The sequence below is a fragment of the Actinomadura sp. 6N118 genome (assembly GCF_044326415.1).
Taxonomy (GTDB): Bacteria; Actinomycetota; Actinomycetes; order Streptosporangiales; family Streptosporangiaceae; genus Spirillospora.
This window is the reverse complement of the sequence record NZ_JBIRAZ010000029.1, coordinates 77,653-94,469: the sequence shown is the minus strand read 5'-3', so window position 1 is coordinate 94,469 and position 16,817 is coordinate 77,653. Positions and strand designations below refer to the sequence as shown.

General features: G+C 69.5%; 15 protein-coding genes. 12 read left to right on the top strand and 3 right to left on the bottom strand.

The window, feature by feature from the left end:
* Positions 1 to 12 precede the first annotated feature (12 nt).
* Both ACH34W_RS47940 and ACH34W_RS47935 read left to right on the top strand, forming a co-directional pair.
* A complete protein-coding gene (locus ACH34W_RS47940) occupies positions 13 to 3,339 on the top strand; it encodes an amino acid adenylation domain-containing protein (RefSeq protein ID WP_395967936.1) in 3,327 nt (1,108 codons plus the stop codon).
* A gap of 47 nt (positions 3,340 to 3,386) precedes the next feature.
* Positions 3,387 to 3,611 carry a hypothetical protein gene (locus ACH34W_RS47935; RefSeq protein ID WP_395967935.1) on the top strand — a complete coding sequence of 75 codons (225 nt, stop codon included), beginning with the start codon at positions 3,387 to 3,389 and terminating at the stop codon, positions 3,609 to 3,611.
* Positions 3,612 to 3,655: 44 nt separating this feature from the next.
* Here the strand turns inward: ACH34W_RS47935 and ACH34W_RS47930 are convergent, their stop codons facing one another.
* Entirely contained in the window at positions 3,656 to 4,684 is a 1,029-nt protein-coding gene (locus ACH34W_RS47930; RefSeq protein WP_395967934.1) for a ParB N-terminal domain-containing protein, read from the bottom strand.
* A gap of 119 nt (positions 4,685 to 4,803) precedes the next feature.
* The gene (locus ACH34W_RS47925; protein ID WP_395967933.1) at positions 4,804 to 5,559 is read right to left on the bottom strand and encodes a leucyl/phenylalanyl-tRNA--protein transferase; all 756 of its coding nucleotides are present in this window, start codon (positions 5,557 to 5,559) and stop codon (positions 4,804 to 4,806) included.
* Positions 5,560 to 5,640: 81 nt separating this feature from the next.
* On the opposite strand from ACH34W_RS47925, the gene ACH34W_RS47920 reads away from it, so the two are divergent.
* The 4 genes from ACH34W_RS47920 (at position 5,641) to ACH34W_RS47905 (ending at position 8,784) form a co-directional block, all read left to right on the top strand.
* Positions 5,641 to 6,432, top strand: a complete 792-nt coding sequence (locus ACH34W_RS47920) for a thioesterase II family protein (RefSeq protein WP_395967932.1) — start codon at positions 5,641 to 5,643, stop codon at positions 6,430 to 6,432.
* Positions 6,433 to 6,449: 17 nt separating this feature from the next.
* The gene (locus ACH34W_RS47915; protein WP_395967931.1) at positions 6,450 to 7,460 is read left to right on the top strand and encodes a fatty acid desaturase; all 1,011 of its coding nucleotides are present in this window, start codon (positions 6,450 to 6,452) and stop codon (positions 7,458 to 7,460) included.
* Positions 7,457 to 7,693, top strand: coding sequence for a hypothetical protein (locus ACH34W_RS47910; RefSeq protein ID WP_395967930.1), 237 nt, complete (start codon positions 7,457 to 7,459; stop codon positions 7,691 to 7,693). The genes ACH34W_RS47915 and ACH34W_RS47910 overlap by 4 nt, the downstream gene beginning before the upstream one ends.
* Positions 7,694 to 8,226: 533 nt before the next feature.
* The gene (locus ACH34W_RS47905) at positions 8,227 to 8,784 is read left to right on the top strand and encodes a hypothetical protein (RefSeq protein WP_395967929.1); all 558 of its coding nucleotides are present in this window, start codon (positions 8,227 to 8,229) and stop codon (positions 8,782 to 8,784) included.
* 20 nt (positions 8,785 to 8,804) lie between these two features.
* Here ACH34W_RS47905 and ACH34W_RS47900 read toward each other — a convergent pair whose 3' ends face one another.
* A complete protein-coding gene (locus ACH34W_RS47900; RefSeq protein ID WP_395967928.1) occupies positions 8,805 to 9,890 on the bottom strand; it encodes a branched-chain amino acid aminotransferase in 1,086 nt (361 codons plus the stop codon).
* A 347-nt stretch (positions 9,891 to 10,237) separates the two neighbouring features.
* Here ACH34W_RS47900 and ACH34W_RS47895 point away from each other — a divergent pair, with 347 nt between their 5' ends.
* The 6 genes from ACH34W_RS47895 (at position 10,238) to ACH34W_RS47870 (ending at position 16,642) form a co-directional block, all read left to right on the top strand.
* Positions 10,238 to 10,897, top strand: a complete 660-nt coding sequence (locus ACH34W_RS47895; RefSeq protein ID WP_395967927.1) for a DNA-binding response regulator — start codon at positions 10,238 to 10,240, stop codon at positions 10,895 to 10,897.
* Between the two features lie 165 nt (positions 10,898 to 11,062).
* Complete coding sequence (locus ACH34W_RS47890) at positions 11,063 to 11,992, top strand: chlorinating enzyme (RefSeq protein ID WP_395967926.1); 930 nt, start codon at positions 11,063 to 11,065, stop codon at positions 11,990 to 11,992.
* Complete coding sequence (locus ACH34W_RS47885; RefSeq protein WP_395967925.1) at positions 11,982 to 12,263, top strand: hypothetical protein; 282 nt, start codon at positions 11,982 to 11,984, stop codon at positions 12,261 to 12,263. Before ACH34W_RS47890 ends, ACH34W_RS47885 begins: the two co-directional genes overlap by 11 nt.
* Before the next feature lie 56 nt (positions 12,264 to 12,319).
* Complete coding sequence (locus ACH34W_RS47880; RefSeq protein WP_395967924.1) at positions 12,320 to 13,249, top strand: hypothetical protein; 930 nt, start codon at positions 12,320 to 12,322, stop codon at positions 13,247 to 13,249.
* Positions 13,246 to 15,657, top strand: a complete 2,412-nt coding sequence (locus ACH34W_RS47875; RefSeq protein WP_395967923.1) for an amino acid adenylation domain-containing protein — start codon at positions 13,246 to 13,248, stop codon at positions 15,655 to 15,657. The genes ACH34W_RS47880 and ACH34W_RS47875 overlap by 4 nt, the downstream gene beginning before the upstream one ends.
* A gap of 94 nt (positions 15,658 to 15,751) precedes the next feature.
* Positions 15,752 to 16,642 (top strand): LLM class flavin-dependent oxidoreductase, encoded by an 891-nt coding sequence (locus ACH34W_RS47870; protein ID WP_395967922.1) that lies wholly within the window; start codon positions 15,752 to 15,754, stop codon positions 16,640 to 16,642.
* Positions 16,643 to 16,817 lie beyond the last annotated feature (175 nt).

Genomic DNA, 16,817 nt, shown 5'->3' with positions numbered 1-16,817 from the left:
AAGGGACAGCCCATGCTTGCGATTTCCGATCTCCTGGAGGAACTGCGCTTGGCCGGCATCCAGCTGTGGCTGCAGGACGGCAGGCTGCGATACCGGCCGGCCGGCGCACTGGACGGCGAGTGGTTGGCGGTGCTCCGTGAGCGGCGCGACGAGCTGATCTCCGCGATACGCGCCGACCCGGCGCCGGCGGCTCGGCCGGACAGCATTCCGCTGTCCGAGCACCAGCAGGGCATGTGGTTCCTCGATCAGATGGGCCTGCTGGGGCCGGCGTACAACCAGACGTCCCTGCACCGCATCGCTGGTGATCTGGACGTGGCGGCCCTGCGTTCGGCGATCACGGAGATCATGCGGCGACACGAGATCCTGCGGACCGCGTTTCCCGCGCGCGACGGGATCGGGGTACAGGTGGTGGAGCCAGCCGGCGACCCCCGCTTCACCTTCCTGGACGTGTCCGGCCTGTCCGTCGCCGAGCAGGACCGGTGGTTGGACGACCGAAAGCGGATGTACGCGGAGTACCGGTTCGACATCTCCGTGGCACGCAACTTCTGCACCGAGCTGATCCGCTTCGGCCCGGCCGAGCACGTGCTGGTTTTCCGCTCCTATCACCTGGTGATCGACGGGTCTTCGTACGCCCACCTCTTCCACGAGCTGCGCACGCTCTACGCGGCGTACCGGACCGGGATCCCGTCCCCGCTGCCCGAGCTGACCATGCAGTACGCCGACTACGCACTGTGGCAGCATGGCCGGGATGGTGCCGTGGCGAAGCGGCACCTGGACTACTGGAAGGAGCGGCTGGCCGACGCGCCGCACGTCTTCGACCTGCCGACGGACCGGCCCCGGACGGCGGTCGCCGACCTCGCCGGTGGCATGGTCGAGGTGCCAGTGCCCGCCGAGGTGGCCGACGGGCTGCGCCGGCTGGCCGGGCGCGAGGACGCCACGCTGTTCATGGTGCTGCTCGCGGCGTTTCACACGCTGCTGTATCGGTGGAGCGGGCAGACCGACGTCAGCATCGGGATGATCGCCGACGGGCGGGCGCACCCCGACGTCGCCGCCAACATCGGCCACTTCGTCAACCCGGTGGTGCTGCGGGCCGACCTGGCCGGGCAGCCGACCTTCGCCGGGCTGCTCGGCCACCTTCGGCCTCGGCTGGTCGAGGCCCTGGAGCACCGGCACGTGCCGTTCGACCGGCTGGTGGCCGAGCTCCGGCCGCAGCGGGACCTGGCGGTACATCCGCTTTTCCAGGTGCTGTTCACCTACCTGGCGGCAGAGCCGTTCGACCTCCTCGACGGGCTGACCGTCACGCAGATCGAGCCGGGCGAGCCGAAGGCGATGTTCGACCTCACGCTCTCGGTCTCGGAGACCGAGGCGGGGGACATGTACGTCGGCATGGCGTACCGGACCGCGCTGTTCGATCGCTCCACCGTGCAGCGCCTGGCCGGCTACCTGATCAACCTCCTCACCGCGGTCGTCGCCGCACCCGACGTGTCGATCGACGACCTGCCTCTGATGTCCGCCGCGCAGCGGCACGAGGTCCTCGAGGTCTGGACCGACACCGCCAACCGGTTCGACGACGGCAGCTGCCTGCACCAGGTGATCGAGCGGCAGGTCGCCGCCGCGCCGGACGCCACCGCGGTGGTGTTCGAGGGCCGGGCGCTGACCTACCGCGAGTTGGACCAGCGAGCGAACGCCCTGGCCCGGCACCTGCGCGAGCTGGGCGTCGGCCCCGACGAACGGGTCGGCATCGCGCTGCACCGATCGTTGGACATGGTGGTCGCCAACCTGGCGGTGCTCAAGGCCGGCGGAGCCTGTGTGCCGATCGACCCGACCTACCCGATGGCCCGCCAGCAGCTGATCGCCGAGGACGCGGCCCTGCGACTGCTGATCCGCGATCGGGACGGAGCGGACAGGGCCGCCGAGCCGGAGCCGGTGCTGGCGCTCGACGTGTTCGGAACACCATGCCACGCGACCGGACCGCCCAACCTGGCCGACCCGGCCAACATCGCCTGGGTGCTCTACACCTCGGGGTCCACCGGCCGGCCCAAGGGCGTGGCCATGTCACACCGGGCCCTGCACAACCAGGCGCAGTGGCAGCGGCGCCAGGGCCCCGGCGGACGCGGACGCACGCTACAGTGGGCCGCGCTCAGCTTCGACATCTTCTACCAGGAGATGGTGACCACGCTGTCGGTCGGCGACACGCTCGTCCTGGTCAGCGAGGAGGTCCGGCACGACTTCGAACGGCTGCTCGACGTGATCTCCGAGCAGCGGATCGAGCGGATATTCATGCCGTTCGTGGCCCTGCGCGGGCTGGCCGAGCTGGCCGTGCGCCTGGGCCGGATCCCGCGGTCGCTGCGTGCGGTGCTCACGGCGGGCGAGCAGCTCCAGGCCACCCCGGCGATTCGAGCCTTCTTCGAACAGATGCCCGCCTGCACCCTGTACAACCAGTACGGACCAATCGAGGTGCACCTGGCCACCTCCCACCAGCTCGACCCCGATCCGACGACGTGGGCGGAGCTGCCACCCATCGGCCGGCCCTTCGACAACGTGCGAGCGTACGTGCTCGACGCCGAGCTGCGGCCGGTGCCGCCCGGCGTGGCCGGCGAGCTGTTCGTCGGCGGCCTCGCGCTGGCCCGCGGCTACCTCGGTCGCCCGGAGATGACGGCGGAGCGGTTCCTGCCCGACCCGTTCGGCACTGGGGCCCGGATGTACCGCACCGGCGACCGAGTCCGCTGGAACGCCGTCGGCCAACTGGAGTTCATCGGCCGCTTCGACGACCAGGTAAAGATCCGCGGGTTCCGGGTGGAGGTCGCCGAGATCGAGGCGGTCCTCACCGGCTGCCCGGGCGTGCGGGAGTGCGCCGTCTCCGCCCACCGCCACGGCGCCGGCGACGTACGCCTGGTCGCCTATGTCGTGCCGGACTCGGACGCCCCGCCGACCGCCGACGAGCTCCGCGCCTTCCTCGCCGACCGCCTGCCCGACTACATGGTGCCGGCTGCCTACCAGCCGGTGACCGAGCTGCCGCGTACGCCCAGCGGGAAGCTGAGCCGGCGGTCGCTGCCGCAGCTGTACGACGGGCCGGAGTGGGCCGGGGCGGCCCAGTACGAGTCGCCGAGCACGCCGATGGAGGAGCACATCGCCGCGATCTGGGCCGAGGTGCTAGCCGTGCCCCGGGTCGGCCGGCGCGACAACTTCTTCGAACTGGGCGGGCATTCGCTGCTGGCGGTCACCGTCGTCACCCGGCTCAGCGAGGTTGTCGGGCGCACGGTCGCCCTGCGCGCCCTCTTCGAGGCGCCGACGGTGGCCGCCCTCGCCAGCCGCCTGAGCGACGCCGAAGAGCGATGAGCGGCTCGCGCCGGCCATGCCGGGCTTGCCCGGTTCGGCGGTTCCGCGTGGACTCGTTCGACGTCGAGAACCGGCCGAAGTCGTCGACCCGCTTCGACCCGAAGACGGGGTCTCGCACCATTCCGGAGTTGGGCATCCCGGTCTGCGTGCATCCGGACAGGATCGGGTTGCCTCTCGGGGCATACGCGAGCGCCGGCACGCCGCTGCCATATCTGCGGCGGCTCTGGCTGAGGATCCGGCTGGCCGTCTCGAGCGGCACGCGGTCCCGCTGACCGGCTGGGTCCCACCGGACACCGGGCACTGGCGATGGACGTGATCAGCCGTGCTGACCGCTCGCCTGGTCGTCCTCGAGCCCCATGGCGAGCTGGATCCAGGCCGCCGCACAGGCTCTCGCCAGCGCGCCGAGGTTGATCCGGGAGTGCGGCGGGATGTGGCGCAGCGGGAGCGGAATCTCGTCGGTCAGCAGCACCCGCGGACCGAGCCAGCACAGCAGCATCCGGCCGGACTCGGTGTAGCGCAGCGACGGATCGCGCTGCATGGTCTTGAGCAGCGACCGCAGCGCGTCGGAGGGGTCCGCCTCCGGAAGCTTCACGGTCATCTGCCGGTCCTCCGCCCGGTCGGCGCGGTCCGGCCGGGTCCGCCGGTCCAGTACCGGGTCCTCGCCGGCCCGCAGGCGCGCTCGGACGCTCCGCGCGGTCTCCACGGAGATGCCGGCCTCCTTCGCGATCTGGCGCAGGGTCGCGTCCGGGTGGCTGGCGATCAGCTCGGCCGCGACCCTGCGCCCGGCCGCGCCGTTGATCGGCCGGACCCGGCCGTCCCGGCCGATCCGCGCCTGTACCGGCGGGCCGTCGATCTCGCGGCGCAGCGATCCGATGGTCTTCGCCGCCAGACCGGCGGTGAGGGCGATGGCCCGGTCCGACATCCGCGGCTGGGCGCGGATGATCCGGACGGCCGCTGCACGCCGATCGGCCGTCGAGAGGGGCATGCCGTGTGACACGTTGAGCCGGACGGCGAGCAGGAACGCCTCGTTGTCGTCGCCGTCGAACAGCTTCGCGGAGATCTCCCGCTCGCCGCGCAGCCGGGCGGCGGTGAGCCGGTGCGCCCCGTCGATCACCCGCATCGTCCTGCGGTGCACCACGATCGGTGGCAGGTTCGCTTCCGTCTGCGCCAGCGATCTCGCGTGAGCCATGTCCACGCCCGCGGAGCGCGGCGAGTCGGCGTCGCGGACCGCGGAGATCAGCAGCCGTACGACGGCGTTGTCCCGGGCCGGGACCGGCTCGGCGGACCGCTGGCCATCGGTGGACGATCGGGGTTCGACTGGGGATCGAGAGGTGTCGACCGACACTGGAGAGCTCCCGTTCTTTGTCACGGCCACGGCCACGGCCGTCGAGCGAAGACACGGCCTTCATTCATCCTGACCCTGCGGCCGGACATACGGGATTCACCTATTTTGGGGTCAACGACTCACTCGGCGGGCGTGCGCAGGAAGCCCAGGCGGCGTACCTCCTCCACGCCGCCGGCCAGCGGGACCGGATCACCGCCGCGAGACAGGGCGGCGAGGAACTCCCGGCGCGGCACTGGCCCGGCATTGAGCCGCCGGCTCTGCTCGCTGTCCCACTCGACGTCCAGCAGCATCACGCCGGTGCCGGCCAGCCGGCACTCCATGTCGAGCAGCGCCACCTTCGAGGCGTTGGTCTGCCGGTGGAAGCAGGTGTCCAGGGTGAATACCGTGCCGACGCCGATACCGACGGCGCCCCCTACCAGCTCGTCGCCGTCCCAGACCTCGACGCTGTGGGCCCAACCCTGCTTGTGCAGCTCCCCCATGCACTCACACAGCTCGTCGGTGAGCCACTCGGGGGTGCGGTTCGCGCGGCACTCGTCGAGCACCCGGTCGAAGCGCTGGTTCGCGGTGGTGGTCCAGCGCAGCCGGTTGCGCAACAGCTTCATCAGGCTGCGTGGCTTGGTGAGCCGCCCGTACGGGATGACCGGGCGCGGGTCCGGTGACCACCAGGTCAACGCGAACGGATCGGGGAGCGGCGAGTCGAGCACCGCGGTCGTCCCGGCCGCCACCGAATCCTCGTACAGGAAGTGGTTCACCTCGGCCTCGGCCGCGGATACCGCCGGCATCGGGAAGGCGCCGTGCCGGTAGCCGGCAAGGACGGTCGCCGGGTCGAGGCGGCCACCGATCGCGGCCGGCGCGTCGCCCGGGGCACTATCCATCGCAAGACCGTCCCACACGCATCCCTCGCAGCGAAACACATGTCGATTCTGGCCTCCGACCACCGACCGACGGGACCCCTTATGACCGCACCCTCGACAGAGAGCACCTTCGAGGCATCGGCGCGGTGGCTGCGCCGGCCGCGTCCCTGCCACGGCCCGGCGACCCGTCTGGTCTGTCTGCCGCACGCCGGCGGCACCGCCAGCGCGTACGCTTCCTGGGCCGCCCGGCTGCCGGCCCGGATCGAGCTGATCGCCGTGCAGTACCCCGGCCGGCAGGACCGGCTGGCCGAGCCCTGCGCGCGGTCCGTCCAGGAGATCGCCGACGCGCTCGTTGCGGCGCTGGCCGCCTACGCCGACCGGCCGCTGTACCTGTTCGGGCACAGCATGGGCGGTCTGGTCGCCTACGAGGTCGCGGCCCGACTGGAGGCCGGCGCCGGGCCGGGTCCGGCGGGCCTGTTCGTCTCCGGCACGCTCGCCCCGCACCGGTTCCTGCCACCCCGGGAGGTGCTCGACAACGCGATCATCGAGGCGGAGGCCCGGGCGTCCGGCTGGACCGATCCGATGGTGTTCGAGCACCCGGAGCTGCGCGAGCTCGTGCTGCCGGCGCTGCTGGCCGACGTCCGGGCGGTGCTGTCCTACCGCCGCCGCGATCCGGCGCGGCTGCGTTGCCCGATCGTCGCCTACGCGGGCAGCGACGGTCCCGCCGACGTGCCGGCCCAGCTGGCCTCCTGGGGCGAGCTGACCTCCGGCCCGGCCGCCTGGCGGCGCTTCGACGGCGATCACTTCTACCTCCAGCCCCGGGAGGCCGAGCTGGTTGCCGACATCCTGACCCGGATGTCTAACTGGGGAAACGCCTCAGTTGGACACCTATGAGCGAAGGAGGAAGGACCGTGGCCGATTCGGATCTCGCCGAGCGGTACCGCTTCGCGCCGGACATCCTCGCCGCGGTCCGGGCGGTGTCCCGACCGGACAGCTGGCACGGCCCGCTGGAGGCCGTCGAGCATTGGACCTGGATCGCCGTCTGGTGCGCAGCGTCGGTGCTGGCGTGGCGGCACACCCCCTGGTGGCTGGGGGTGCCGGTGTACATCGTGGCGATATTCTTCATCGGCGGCCGGCAGCGGGGCATCGCCGGCATGCTGCACATGGCCACGCACCGGGCGTTCATGGCCAACCATCGGGTCGGCAGCGTGATCGGGGCGGTCCTCGGCGGATACCCCGTGCTGCAGAGCTACACCGGCTACCGGGCCTCACATCTCGGCGAGCACCACGGCCGACTGGGTGACCCGGAGCGGGACCCGGACTACCGTCAGTACCGGGACAACGGGCTGTGCGGGGACGACCTGAGCCGCCGGGCGCTGCGCCGGTACCTGTGGCGCGTCATAACGCCTCGGGCGACCGCCTCGTACGTGCTCTACCTGCTGCGGCACCGCATCATGACAGCCGGCGAGCGCCCGGCCGAGCGGGTGCTCCGGGTGACCCTGCTGGCGGCGGTGCTCGCCTGGGCCGTCCTGGGCGGCTGGTGGCCCTGGTTGCTGCTGCTCTGGTTCGTGCCGCTCGTCACCACGCAGGTGTGGATCGGCGCGTTGGCGGAGCTGATGGAGCACTTTCCGCTCATCGAGACGTCCCCCCGGATCGACATCTACATGTCCTGGAACCGGGTCTACGGACTGGGCACCCGGTTCCTGCTGGGTGAGAAGGACGGCGAGGGCTTCCACCTGGTCCACCACCTGTTCCCCCGGACGCCGATGTGGCGGCTGCGCGAGGTCGACGCGATCCTGCGCCGCGACCCGGTGTACGCGGCCCTGCCCCGGCTCGGCGGCGCCCTGGGTGGCCTGGAGCAGATCTACCGATCGCTGCCCCCGCGGCGGGACCACACCGGTCCCCCGCTCGCCCGCACATGACCAGCCCAGTGGTCGTGGTCTACACGGCCGGGGGCGCCACGCCGATCGAGCTTGCCGCCGATGCCGGGGACTACGAACTGCTGTTTGCCGCACCCGGCGGAGACCTGCCGGACGGCCTGGCCGAGCTGCTGGCAGCGGTTGGCGAGCTCATTGACGTCACCGACGAGGCGGTCGGCACCGCCGCGCTCGCGGCCCGGCACCCCGGCCGGCACCTTGGCGTTCTCCGATCGTGACCTGCCGCTTGCCGCGCGGCTGGCGTCTCGGCTCGGCCTGCGGTACCAATCTCGGCAACACCTCGCTCGACCTGGACGTTCTCGCACAGGAGGTCAGCGTGGACGCCGAGCTCGCCGTCGAGATCACCTCTCGCACCACCCGGCCACGGGCGCGCGGCCGGCCAGTACACGCTGCTCTACCGCGTGGGCGGCGTGAGCCAGCCGTCGCGCTCGGCCAATGGCCTGGTCGGGACCGTCAAGCTACCGCTGGCCACCGGCGCGTGGAAGCGGCTCACCCTCAAGCCCGTGGACGACATCGCCGCGCTCTGGCCGGACCTCAACGCTCGCGACAACGCGCTGTACAACCTCCGTATCGGCGCCCGCAGCCGGAACGGGGCCCGGGCCACGGTGGTCGTGGACCGCCTGCGCATCCACCGCGCCCGGCGGGCCGGCCAGGACGCTCTGGCCCTCCGCCAGGAGATCATGGACGCCAACGCCTCCGCTTTCCCGGCATACGGCAGAAGTCCTCGCTGGAGATCTCCCTCGTACGGCAGGTGTGCTACAACCACCCGCTGGAGGGGGACGTCAACACCCCGGAGGCCCTGGCCAAGCTGCTGGTCACCGAGAAGGGACTGGGCTGCGACATCGTCGAGACCGGCTGCGGGCAGCCGCTGGCCTCCCTGCTGACCGCCCTGCGCGCCGGACGGGCGTGGTTCGTCAACCCCAAGGGCTTCCAGGGAACACTGGACGTCACGGTCAACGGCGTCAGCGCGATGGGCGGCGTGCTGCTGACATCCGCGCAGACCGTCCCGGTCATGGTCGTCGGCTCCGGCCTGCCCGCCGCCGGACTGGTCGAGCTGGTCATCGGCGCCGTTGACTACGCCAGCGACACCAAGCCGGCCACCTCCGTGCGCTCCATCAAGGTCAGCAACATGACCGGCGGGAAATGGAACCTCGACCTCTGGCCGAGTGAGGGAAAGTACTTCCGGCCAGTGGTGCGCGACGGAGCCGGCGCCATCGTCGGCGTCGGCGTCGGCGTCGGCAACCCCACCTGGCTGCTGCGTACCACCCCCGGCCACGGTATCCCCGCCGCCCGGAAACTCCCCACCTGACCGTCGCCGGCGGCGTGGGGTCAGACGATGCGTTGGACCCAGCCGAACTCGTCCTCGGCACGGCCGTACTGGATATCCAGCAGGGCGGAGCGCAGCGACGTCGTCACCCGCCCCGACCCACCGTCACCCACGACGATCTCGCCATCAGCGGACAGCAGCCGGGCGATCGGCGTGATCACCGCCGCCGTACCGCAGGCGAACATCTCCGTCAGCGCACCGCTCGCGGCGTCGGACCGGAACTCGTCGATCGAGTACGACCGCTCCTCGACGGTGAGCCCGCGGTGCCGGGCCAGGGTGATGACCGAGTCCCGGGTGATACCCGGCAGGATCGTGTCGGTCAGAGGCGGGGTGACCAGCGTGTCCCCGAGCACGAAGAAGACATTCATGCCGCCGAGCTCCTCGAAGTGCCGGTGCTCCGTGGCGTCGAGGAAGACCACCTGCTCGCAGCCGTGCCGCATGGCCTCGGCCTGGGCCAGCAGACTGGAGGCGTAGTTGCCCCCGCATTTGGCTGCACCAGTGCCGCCGGGGCCCGACCGGTTGTACTCCCGCTCCAGCCAGATCGAGCACGGCTTGGCCTCACCGGCGAAGATCGCCCCGACCGGCGAGGCCAGCACCAGGAACTGGTACTCCAACGCCGGCCGCACCCCCAGGTACACCTCGGAGGCGTACTGGATCGGCCGCAGGTAGAGGCTGGACTCCCCGCTGCCCGGAACCCAATCCCGGTCCTGCTCGATGAGAACTCGCAGGGAATGAAGGAACAGCTCCGGCGGCAGCGGCGGCATCGCCATGCGCTCGGCGGACCTGACGAACCGCGCGGCGTTGGCGTCGGGCCGGAACATCACGACCCCGCCGTCGGGCGCGCGGTAGGCCTTCAGCCCCTCGAAGACTGACTGGGCGTAGTGCAGCACCGCGGTGGCCGGGTCCATCCGCAGCGGGGCATAGGGCTCGAGTCGGGCGTTGTACCAGCCCTTGCCGTCGGAATAGCTGATCGACACCATGTGGTCGGTGAAGGTCCGCCCGAAGCCCAGGTTCGCCAGCAGCGCCTCCCGTTCGGCCACGGCGACGGGGGTGGCGTTCTGTCGAGTTTCGAACTCAAGGCTGCTCATGAGTTTCGCCCCCGGGATGTGTCAAGGTGCGATCACGCCTGGCCGGGAGCCTACCGTTCGTTCAGGCCGCCGCCAACGCCGTGGCACCATGCGCTTTCGCTTTGACTGGTCCCCGAAAGCAGCGACAAGCGTTCGACTGATTCCCAATGCTAGCGTCGGCCCGTATCTTTGATCAACTCCCTGCATTCGTCGGTGCGGGGGTGGCTGTGTTCGGCCGCCATGGACGACGTAAGAAGGAGTTAAGTTGCTGACCGACCAAGACGACGGCTGGCGGCGGTTGCGACGGCAGCGACCGGCGCAGAGATCCAGTCGCCGGTTAGGAACAGAATCCAAGACGGGGGCGAAAAATGGTCCGAACCGACATTCTCGTCAATTCACCCATCTTCCTCATCGGCCTGGTCCACACGCTGACTAAGGCCGGCATCAAGGTCGTCGCCATGCGAACCTCGCCCGCAGTGGACGCGTCCTGCCTCGCGAATGCAGCTTTGATCGACGTTGACGCGCTTCGGATACCCGACGACCTGAAGCATATCACCGAGGTGGCCAAGAGCGCGCCGGTCCTGGTCCTCAGCAACTCGGACTGCATCGAGGCCGAGATGTACATGCGGGCCGGAGCGTTGGGGGTCGTGAGCAAACTGGAGTCCTGCGAGGTCATCATCGGCGCGATCCGGGCGGTGACGTCCGGAAGCCGCGTCTGGCCGGCCGAGTCCGGTGGCGAGCCCACCGCGCTGCACGCCGACACATCGGGCTACCACCTGTCCAAGCGCGAGGAGCAGGTGCTGCGGCACATCTCCCGTGGCCTGACCCACGGTCAGATCGCCACCCGGTTGGGCATCAGCTCGCATACGGTCGACACCTATGTCAAGCGCATCCGGGTCAAGCTCGGCGGTGGCAACAAGGCGGAACTCACCCGGGCTGCGCTGCTCGGCCGACCTGCCGCCGAGAGCCGAAACACCCGGTTGCCCAAACAATCGGAGACCGTGTCGCTCATCAGGGAGATTGCATGACGCCGCCCGGTGACGCGCACGGCATCCATCCCGGGGGCGGCGGCCCGACCCTGGTTCCGGTGACAAGACGCCCCAGCCGGCGGAACCCTACGGTGTGCTCAACGTGGCGGCTGACGTCAGACACGTCCGACCAGCGATCACGGTCATTACGAGGAGGGAATCACGGTGGCTGAAAGCGTTGTCCAAAAGGTGACCCAGGGTCTGACGGCCGAACAAGTCCAGTTCTTCACGGAGAACGGATTCATCGGCCCCTTCGACCTCTACTCCGAGGAAGAGGCTCCGCTGATCTGGAGCCAGGCCATGATCGATATGGTCACGTCCGAGAACAAGCCGCACGACTCGACCATCATCAACTACGACCGCCATCTCGACTGTGAAGCGCTGTCCCGGCATATCGCCCACCCGACGATCGTCCACAAGCTTCGCAGCCTCATGGATGACGACATCATGTGCTGGAAGACGCACATCTTCGAGAAGGAGCCCGGCGACTCGGGAACGGGCTGGCACCAGGTCGAGGCATTCACTGTGTACAACGAGTCGGAAACCGGCTCGTATCCCTCGCTGCGCTACACCGAGGAGTCCACGGCCGCCACGCAGGAGCTAACCGTCTGGACGGCCTTCTCCGAGGCGGACAAGGAGCACGGCTGCCTACGCTTCCTGCCCGGCAGCCACAAACAGTGGTACTACGACGAGACGAAGCCGATGACGTACAACGTCGAGAACAAGGCCCACGACTTCTTCGGCTACGACTACGCGGAGCTCAAGCTTGACAAGGACTGGGATCCGAACAGTCACGAGATCGTCGACATGGAGTTGAAGCCCGGCCAGTTCGTCATCTTCCTGGCCAAGTGCGTCCACGGCTCGCACCCCAACACGAGTGCCACCAGGCGCGTGGGGTTGGCGTCGCGTTACGTATCGCCGTCCGTGCGGGTCTACGAGCACATCAACCGTCTCAGCGGGTTCGGCGACGCGATCGACCTCGACTACCACGGATGCGTCATGGTGTCCGGCGAGGACAAGTACGGGCACAACCGGATGTACCGGGAGAACCTCAACGGCTTCCCCTTCCCGAAGGTCGAGTCCGATGGCCACTGACGACTACCGGCAGAGGTTCGCCGAGATCCTCGCGACTCAACCTTTCGGCGACGGTCTCACCTACGAGCAGGTCGTCCGGGCGCGGTCGCGGCAGGAACTGGGCATCAGCTCGCTCAACATGATCATCGTGCTGATGAACTACATCAAGAAGTACACGGACGGCACCATCACAGTCCGCCCGGAATGGGTCCCCCTGCTCAACGACATCGACGGCATTGTCTCCGTACTCCGCGAGATCGATGCGATCGGCGTCGAACCGGCTCGGTCCTGACGTCGCCACCTCGCCGGGCCCGGCGATTCCCGACCCTCGGCCGATCGAAGGGAACCATGATCTCGGATCACGAAGACATCGGCATCGGCTCGTTCGCGTGCGCCTTCGGCAATGTGGAATGCAAGCCGGAGAACATCCCTGATTTCGGCGCCCTCTGGGAGACCGTGTCGTTCGGCACCGACTTCCGTGAGATGGGATGTACGACGTACCGGAAAATGTCCGGGCCGGTCGAAGACTATGTCGTGGACGCCGTGCGCCGAACCCTCGGGGACGCCGGCGTCGCCGCCGCGGACATCGACCACCTTGTGTTCGCGACCAGCGACCCGACCTTGGCTCTGTTGCCGTCCGACTTCGCGGGCCGAGTGCTACTCGCCTTGGGAATGGACGACTGCGTCCCTCATGTCATGTCCTATCAGCGGTGCTGCAGCTCGCTGACCGCGCTTCGGCACGGTCAGCGGCTGTTGGCCGATCCGGAGGCGACCCACGTGGTGGTCGTCGCCGTGGACTTCGTGCCGCACGACCGCGACCGGGTGCTCTCCTACGCGATATTCGGTGACGCGGCCGCGAGCTGCCTGCTGGCCCGCCGGCCGGGACTCGTGCGGCTGGTCTCGTCCGCGATAAAGATCGACCCGGAGGGATTGCGCGGCCGCGACACGTTCGTCTCGCGCAAGGATGTCGCCGAACGGACGCTGTCCGCGGTGCTCCGGGCCGGTGGCCGGCAGCAGGCACAGATATCCAAGGTGTTCGCGGCCAACCTGCACAAGCCGCTGACGCTATTCAACGCGACATCCGTCGGTCTGCGCCCGGACACCCTGCACTTCGCCGACACGCTCGCCGCCTACGGACACTGTGGAAACGCCGATTGGATGATCAACCTGGCCGATTACCACGAGCGGTTCGGCATTCAGCCCGGACAGACGTATATGGCGCAGTCCCTGGCGCCGGGGTTCTACGCCTGCGGACTCTTCGAAGGAAGCGCGCAGTGAGCGGGTATCTGTCCACAACGGATTGCATCGGACCGATCGCCCTACCGGACGGCGTGCTGGAAACCCTGCACTCCCTCGCTCGGGCGGCCGGCGTGGACGACTTCGACCCGCTGTCCCTCTGCGCCGGTGTACTGGCCGAGCGGCTGCCACGCCCGGGTACCCATTGCCGCATCCGGGTCACCCGGGGGCCGGTCGAGGCGATCGTTGGGGCGACCGGCGCCCCGGACCTGTCCCTGAACTTCCGCGAGGCGCTCCGGCAGGCCCGCCGGCCGCGGTGCACCATCGTGCCCGGACCGGGTGGCGACGACGAACCGGTCGCCGTGACGATCCTGTTCGTCCGGGCCGGCCGGCAGCTGTACGTCGAGACCATGACGGGCTCGTCCGACCTCCCCACCGCGCAGGCCTGGGCGCGCTCCTTCCTGCAACTGCTGACCAACATGGCGAACGAACCCGATCGGCCGATGCTCGACCATCCGCTGGTCGGCGCCGAGGAACGCGAGCGGATCCTGCACGGCCTCAACCCACAGCGCAACCCGGATATCCGATACCGCACGATGGCCGAACCGTTCCAGGCGCAGGCGGAGCGAACCCCGGATTCGGTCGCGTTGCAGGACGAGAACGGGGACACGGTCAGCTACCGGGAGCTGAACGAGCGCGCGAACCGGCTGGCCCACCACCTGCGCGAGCGCGGTGCCCGCCCGGGTGCTCGGATAGGCGTCTTCCTCCAGCGCGGCATCCACCAGGTTGTCGCGTTCTACGCCGCGGCCAAGACCGGCGCCACTTACGTTCCCCTGGACGCCGACCTGCCGGACCAGCGCATCGCCCTGATGCTGGCGGACTCGGCGCCAAGCCACGTGCTGACCGATCCGGCCTGCCGCGCTCGCCTGCCCGGCGGCGCGTGGGAGATCCACGACGTCCACGCGGAGCGCACATGGTCCGGCCGGCCCGCGACGAATCCGGATCTCGACGGCGGCCCGGGTGGCGTGGTCTCCGAGCCGGTCCACATCCTCTACACGTCAGGGACGACCGGCCGCCCCAAGGGCGTGGCCTCCCGCACGGCCGGCACCCTGGCCAACGTCTTCTGGATGCAGCGCCAGTACCCGTTCCATCTCGGCGATACGGCCCTGTACAAGACCTACGCCGGGTTCGACGTCCACATCTGGGAGATCTTCTGGCCGCTCTACCATGGGGCGCGGTTGGTGATCTGCCGGCCCGGCGGCGAGCGCGATCCGCGGCACCTCGCCGGACTCATCCGGGACCACGACGTGTCGATGATCTTCCTGGTGACGACGCTGGTGCCGGCTTTCCTGGACGAGATGTCTCGGGTCGGGGCCCAGGCGCTGCGGTGGGTGGTGTGCGGCGGCGAGTCGATGAGCCCGCGGATCCCGGCGGCCTTCCACGCCGCGCTGCCCGGCAGCACCCTCGTCAACGCCTTCGGTCCCACCGAGGCCGGTTCGGTCACCGACAACGTCATCGAGCCCGGCTGGGACGGCGTCGTCGTTCCGGTCGGCCGTCCCGCGGACAACTTCCGGGCAACCGTCCTGGACACCAATCTCGATCTTGTCCCGGTCGGCACGCCCGGGGAGGTGTACATCAGCGGTGTTGTCGGCCTGGCGGACGGCTACTGGCGGCAGCCGGGCAGGACCGCGGAGCGGTTCGTCGCGGATCCCCACGGGCCGCCGGGGTCGCGGATGTACCGCACCGGTGACCTCTGTCGGCTTCGCGAGGACGGCGCGCTGGAGCACCTCGGCCGGATCGACCGGCAGGTCAAGATCCGTGGCCTGCGGATCGAACCCGGTGAGGTCGAGGCGGTGCTGGCCGCTCACCCCGCGGTCGGCGACTGCGCGGTGATCGCCCACGGGTCGCCGCCCCGCCTGCTCGCCTTCGTCGTCCCCGCCGGCGGGCGCACCACCGCCGACCTGGACCCCGCGGCGCTCCTCGAACTCGCGGCCGGACTGCCCCGCCAGATGCGGCCCGCGCAGGTCGTGCCCGTGGACCGTCTTCCGGCGACGGTGAACGGAAAGCTGGACCACAACGAGCTGATCAGGATCTGGCAGGCGTCGACCGAGCCCGAGCGTACGGTCGTGCCCCCCGCCGACGAGCTGGAAGCCACCCTCGTCGAGATCTACCGGCGGGTCCTGGGGCGGTCGCCGATCAGCGTCCTGGACACGTTCGTCGAGCTCGGCGGCCACTCGATCCTCACGTTCCGGCTACGCGACGAGTGCCAGGCGATCCTGCGAACCGCGCCCGACCTGACGAAACTCCTTGACGGGACATTGCGCGACGTGGCCGCGACGATCCGCGACGGAGGGTGCCCACCCGAGACGAAGGTTTCCGTCACCGCTGGAACCGCTGGAACCGCTGGACGAGAACTGGAGGACGGTTCTGGACACGCTGACGACCGGTGACGCGGAGAAGCTCGCTCAAACGGCACCTCGATCCGGAGAACCTTTCCGGTAAAACTTCAACATCGATCCAGGTTGGCCGGATGAAGGAAAACACATGAGATTCGGCATCCAGATCGTCCCGGAGGACCGTTGGCAGACGGCGCGCGTGAAGTGGCGCCGGGCCGAGCAAATGGGATTCGATCACGCGTGGACCTATGACCACCTGAACTGGCGGGCGTTCCGCGCGAAGGACTGGTTCACCCTCGTCCCGACGCTGACCGCGGCGGCCGTGGAGACCGAACGGATCGGGCTGGGCGTCCTGGTCGCCTCGCCCAACCTGCGACATCCGGTGTACCTGGCCAAGGAAGTCGCCGCCATCGAGGACATCTCCGGCGGCCGCTTCATCCTCGGTCTCGGCGCCGGTGCCGAGGGCTTCGACGCCACCATGACCCGCCGGACCGCGTGGAGCCGGCGGGAGCGGACCGAGCGGTTCGCGGAATACGTGCGGCTCACCGACTCGCTCCTGCGGCAGCCGGTCACCACCTTCGACGGCCGCTACTACGTCGCCGACGAGGTTCATTCGTACCCGCTGTGCCAGCAGCGGCCCCGCGTCCCGTTCGCCGTCGCCGCCGGCGGGGCCCGCGGCATGCGCTTGGCGGCCCAGTACGGCTCGTACTGGGTGACGACGGGCGAGCCCAACCGGGTCGAGAGCGCGCCGTACGAACAGGCGCTCCCCGTCGTCCGCCGGCAGGTGGAGGCGCTCGAGAAGGCCTGCGTGGAGGTCGGCCGTGACCCGGCCACGGTGGCCCGGTTGCTGGTCTGCGGCCCGTCCGTGGGCGGTGTTCTCGAGTCGCCGGCGGCGTTCTTCGATGCAGCGGGCCGATTCGCCGGAGCCGGCATTACGGATATCGTCGTGCATTGGCCTCGGCGCAGCGAACCCTATTCGGGAAAGGTGGAGATCTTGGAGAAAGTGGCCGAGGATCTGGATCGTCACCGGAACACGTGACCTGCGTACCAAAGTGGGAGTCGCCTAGCGTATCGGAAGAGCCCCGAATTCGGCTGAGAGGGATTGCGTGATCCGATGCGAACCCACTATGTAGCGGACACCCCACTCGATGACGTCCGCCTCGCCAAAGACCTCGAGCACAGCGATTCACTTCCGTGGTCCGAAGCGCACAGCG

What these genes read in the sequence shown, in the direction of transcription:
- ACH34W_RS47940 (WP_395967936.1), top strand. Translation starts at nt 13, where the DNA reads ATGCTTGCGATTTCCGATCTCCTGGAGGAACTGCGCTTGGCCGGCATC.
- ACH34W_RS47925 (WP_395967933.1), bottom strand. Translation starts at nt 5,559, where the DNA reads ATGGATAGTGCCCCGGGCGACGCGCCGGCCGCGATCGGTGGCCGCCTC.
- ACH34W_RS47920 (WP_395967932.1), top strand. Translation starts at nt 5,641, where the DNA reads ATGACCGCACCCTCGACAGAGAGCACCTTCGAGGCATCGGCGCGGTGG.
- ACH34W_RS47910 (WP_395967930.1), top strand. Translation starts at nt 7,457, where the DNA reads ATGACCAGCCCAGTGGTCGTGGTCTACACGGCCGGGGGCGCCACGCCG.
- ACH34W_RS47900 (WP_395967928.1), bottom strand. Translation starts at nt 9,890, where the DNA reads ATGAGCAGCCTTGAGTTCGAAACTCGACAGAACGCCACCCCCGTCGCC.
- ACH34W_RS47895 (WP_395967927.1), top strand. Translation starts at nt 10,238, where the DNA reads ATGGTCCGAACCGACATTCTCGTCAATTCACCCATCTTCCTCATCGGC.
- ACH34W_RS47885 (WP_395967925.1), top strand. Translation starts at nt 11,982, where the DNA reads ATGGCCACTGACGACTACCGGCAGAGGTTCGCCGAGATCCTCGCGACT.
- ACH34W_RS47880 (WP_395967924.1), top strand. Translation starts at nt 12,320, where the DNA reads ATGATCTCGGATCACGAAGACATCGGCATCGGCTCGTTCGCGTGCGCC.
- ACH34W_RS47870 (WP_395967922.1), top strand. Translation starts at nt 15,752, where the DNA reads ATGAGATTCGGCATCCAGATCGTCCCGGAGGACCGTTGGCAGACGGCG.